Annotated in this window: 2 protein-coding genes and 1 pseudogene; 2 read left to right on the top strand and 1 reads right to left on the bottom strand. The window is 73.6% G+C overall.

What is annotated here, in order from left to right:
- Positions 1-63 precede the first annotated feature (63 nt).
- Positions 64-192: pseudogene (locus CCN56_RS45430) on the top strand (glycerophosphodiester phosphodiesterase); the annotation flags it as partial.
- 41 nt (positions 193-233) lie between these two features.
- Here CCN56_RS45430 and CCN56_RS40565 read toward each other — a convergent pair.
- Positions 234-923 (bottom strand): YitT family protein, encoded by a 690-nt coding sequence (locus tag CCN56_RS40565; protein ID WP_086832538.1) that lies wholly within the window; start codon positions 921-923, stop codon positions 234-236.
- A 103-nt stretch (positions 924-1,026) separates the two neighbouring features.
- On the opposite strand from CCN56_RS40565, the gene CCN56_RS40560 reads away from it, so the two are divergent.
- The coding region (locus tag CCN56_RS40560; protein WP_143664838.1) for a GntR family transcriptional regulator at positions 1,027-1,426 on the top strand (400 nt) is incomplete at its 3' end.

Here is a 1,426-nt window from a genome sequence, read left to right as displayed (position 1 = left end):
CGAGCCGGACTCCGTCCCCTCCTCGGTCGCCACCCGGACACCGGAAGGCGCCATACTGCGGCCGTGACTCGCGTACGCCACCCCTACCTCGACCATCCCTCCCCCCTCGCGTTCGCCCATCGCGGCGGCACGGCGAACGGCCTGGAGAACACCGCGGCCGCCTTCCGCCGGGCCGCCGCGATGGGCGAACGCGAGGGGGGAGGGATGGTCGAGGTAGGGGTGGCGTACGCGAGTCACGGCCGCAGTATGGCGCCTTCCGGTGTCCGGGTGGCGACCGAGGAGGGGACGGAGTCCGGCTCGGGGGTTTCGGGGGCCGCCTCCGGGACGGCGAACCGGCGCAGGAAGAACTGGGCGAGCGGGCCTATCGCGAGGGCGTAGAGGACCGTGCCGACGCCGACCGAGCCGCCGAGCAGGAAGCCGGTGGCGACCACCACCACCTCGATCGCCGTCCGTACGAGGCGGATGGACCGGCCGGTCAGCCGGTGCAGACCGGTCATCAGGCCGTCGCGCGGACCGGGGCCGAACCGCGCCGCGATGTACAGGCCGGTCGCGACCCCGTTGAGGACGATGCCGAGCAGGAGCAGCGGCACCTGCCCGGTCAGACCGTCGACGTCCGGGACCAGGGCCAGGGTGCCGTCCATCGCCAGACCGATCGCGAACACGTTGGAGACCGTGCCGAGCCCGGGCCGCTGCCGGATCGGGACCCACAGCAGCAGCACCACCGCACCGACGATGATCGACACCACGCCGATGGTGAGCCCGGTCTTCTCGGCGAGACCCTGGTGGAGGACGCCCCAGGGCTCCAGGCCGAGCCCGCTGCGCACGAGCAGCGCCGAGCTGACCCCGTACAGCGTCAGTCCGACGTAGAGCTGGACGAGCCGGCGGGTGAGGTGCCGGCCGTGGAGACCGGAGGCGATGGACAAGGAACTGCCCCCCAAGGTGGTGGTAGTGGACTGACTCATGACACTCTGTGGCGGGGGATCGGATGCCAACCATGGCCAATTCGAGGAAGGTGGACTGATTTCCATGGCTCAGTGGACTTCGGCGGTGGGACCGGCTCAGCTCGCCCGGCAGCTCCAGGCGCAGCAGCCCAGGCCCGCCGGACCCGGCGCCCGCAAGCCGCCCGCCTACCGCGCCCTGGCCGACGGCATCCGGCTGCTCGTCCTGGAGGGCCGCGTCCCGGTCGCCGCCCGCCTGCCCGCCGAGCGGGAACTCGCCCTCGCGCTCACCGTCAGCCGCACCACGGTCGCCGCCGCCTACGAGGCGCTGCGCACCGAGGGCTTCCTCGAGTCCCGGCGCGGCGCCGGCAGCTGGACCGCCGTGCCCGCCGGGAACCCGCTGCCCGCACGCGGCCTCGAACCGCTGCCCCCCGAGGCCCTCGGCTCGATGATCGACCTCGGCTGCGCCGCCCTGCCCGCGCCCGAGC

Origin of the sequence: Streptomyces sp. NRRL B-24572 (genome assembly GCF_002156145.1) — a bacterium.
Lineage (GTDB): Bacteria > Actinomycetota > Actinomycetes > Streptomycetales > Streptomycetaceae > Streptomyces > Streptomyces vietnamensis.
The sequence above is the reverse complement of the archived record's forward strand: the minus strand, read 5'-3'. Positions and strand labels throughout refer to the sequence as shown.